At 43.7% G+C, this 2,215-nt stretch carries 2 protein-coding genes and 1 pseudogene; all 3 read right to left on the bottom strand.

What is annotated here, in order from left to right; genetic code table 11:
- A pseudogene (locus tag CIK04_RS08385) lies at window positions 1–247 on the bottom strand (porin); the annotation flags it as partial.
- A gap of 364 nt (window positions 248–611) precedes the next feature.
- Entirely contained in the window at window positions 612–1,181 is a 570-nt protein-coding gene (locus CIK04_RS08380; protein ID WP_097353405.1) for a DUF6795 domain-containing protein, read from the bottom strand.
- A gap of 285 nt (window positions 1,182–1,466) precedes the next feature.
- Window positions 1,467–2,126, bottom strand: a complete 660-nt coding sequence (locus CIK04_RS08375) for a group II intron maturase-specific domain-containing protein (protein ID WP_325205705.1) — start codon at window positions 2,124–2,126, stop codon at window positions 1,467–1,469.
- Window positions 2,127–2,215: the final 89 nt, after the last annotated feature.

Genomic DNA, 2,215 nt, shown 5'->3' with positions numbered 1-2,215 from the left:
AGTTGATGAATAGATCAAAACCAGTTACATCGTAGTTGTGAAATTCTTTTTTCTCGCCGTTTACTTTACGACCTTCTAGGTACTCACCACCGACAGCCACTTGACCACCAACAGAGAATTCTTCGCCAGAAAGGATTAGGTCGATCATTGACTCGCGAGCACGCTCAGAAACGTTTTGGTTTACGTCTGCTGCGATCGCAGAACCAGCAACAAGAGATAGCGCCACCGCTAATACTGTTTTTTTCATTTTTATTTTGTCCTATCAATTTTATAGATTTTTTCACCACTCGACTTAGCCCGTAAGCGCCAGCCGTTGCGGCGAAATTATTCTCAAAGACAAAACTTTCCTAATAAAACATTACAAATAGATATAAATTACAACCACTAGGGCAAGGAAATTTTTCTAAAAAACAATGAAAAACGCGCTCTATTTAATCGATTAACTGTATTTTTAGCGAACGTAATCACAAAAACAGCCAACAATTCACAAAAAAGTATAAATATTAAATCAGCATATAAATTTTCAGTTTTAATCACTTTCAATGACACCCCACCAAGCGCTGACGAAAAAACAAGCACAGCAACGCTCACAAAGTGTACAAACCAACCTATTACTCAGCGTCTAACTTAACTCTGTGTTTAGCGTTAAAAATACTTTCCAAGGGCTGCGGCGTCTTCTTATAACGTACATAGGTATCTGTACTTTGATCATATACGTATGTGTTTATGCTCGGGCTGTTCCAGTCGCAAATGGAGTGAACAGGTACAAGCCTTTCCTCTACAGGAGATATATCGACTTCGTGAACACGCTTAGAGTTCGATAGCTCACAGTCAATATGAGTCAACATCCAGCGCAGTGATTTGGCTCCTTCAGTCGGAGCCCAAACGCCCCAAATCTCTTTTTTCTCACTTTGACATTCAACGCTAATGTGCTGATAGACTTTTAAGCTTCCGCCAAAAATAGCTCCTGGCAATCTCGAACGAATGGCCATAGCGGGAAAAGAAAACTCCCCTTGTTCATTGGTTTGAGTCTCATCCAATATCGCTTTCCCTTTGTTATACCCTTCGTAAAACAACTCTCGAACAACCGTCATTCCTTCCTGTGGCACTCTTTCAAGCGTGATCACCCCATGCACTTCTGGAGACATCTCAACATCATATTTTTTAAATGGCCAAAACATGGCATTTGCTCCTGACGAAAAAGCCCCTAACGAAGCCGAACAAAACCAATAGCAGCGTGACTCTTTAAGCCATAGCCCCACTTTATTGAGTACATCCAGTTGAGATCATATGGAAAACGACAAAACAGCGAACGTGCTTCGCTAGAAGAAAATAATTTGTGGGAAGGAACTCGAAGGAATATGTAATGGATGATGCTATTTTTGCGTTATCGAAACAGCAAGTAGGGTGAGGCGTTGCCGCCTCATCCCTCTTACAGAACCGTACGTACGGGCCTCGTATACGGCTCATGCACACTTCCATTCAGCATAATTGCTGAACACATACCCTGTCTTAACATGCTCGATATTGAACAAACCAAGATCGTTAAACCATTGATTTGGCATCGCATAGCTGGCTAAGGGACTCTGTGCATTTTTCCAGCTACTCATTTGAATTGACCTGAACGGCGGCTTGTAACCAAGCTGTTTCAGCTTGCGGTGCARCCGTRACGGTTTCTTCCATAATTTTAACTGGATGCTGCGCAGTCTGCGCCTTAACCATCCTGCTATTCGCGAGAACTCCCTGCTGGTATTGGCGATCCTGAAGTACTGACTGAACCCTCGTAAAACGGGATTTAGCTCGTTGATGACCTGCACTATCGGCTTTCCGCCATTACGTTTGCTCATCTGCTTCAACTTCTGTTTGAACAGAGCCAGTTTCTTGGGCTGAATTCGGGTGTATTGTTCCCCGATTTCGACGCCAAGGAACTTCACCCCATTTTCGCTGTGTGCTATATGGGATTTGCTCTGATTCACCGTCAGTTTCAACTCTTTTTCCAGTATCTTTGTCGCCTGAGCAAGCGCATTCTCTGCTCCTGCTCGGCTACGACAGAAGATCAAGATATCATCCGCATAGCGCACTATGCGGTGACCACGCTTTCGCATCTCCTGATCGAACGCATCCAGATAGATATTCGCTATCAGTGGACTTATTACCCCACCTTGCGGACTCCCTAATTCTGTCTGCTGCCAATGCCATCAACCATCACTCCACT

It is taken from the genome of Vibrio sp. 03_296 (assembly GCF_002265885.1).
This window is presented reverse-complemented; position numbering and strand designations above follow the sequence as displayed.

Coding starts and splice junctions, on each gene's coding strand:
- CIK04_RS08380 (WP_097353405.1), bottom strand. CDS start 1,181: ATGTTTTGGCCATTTAAAAAATATGATGTTGAGATGTCTCCAGAAGTG.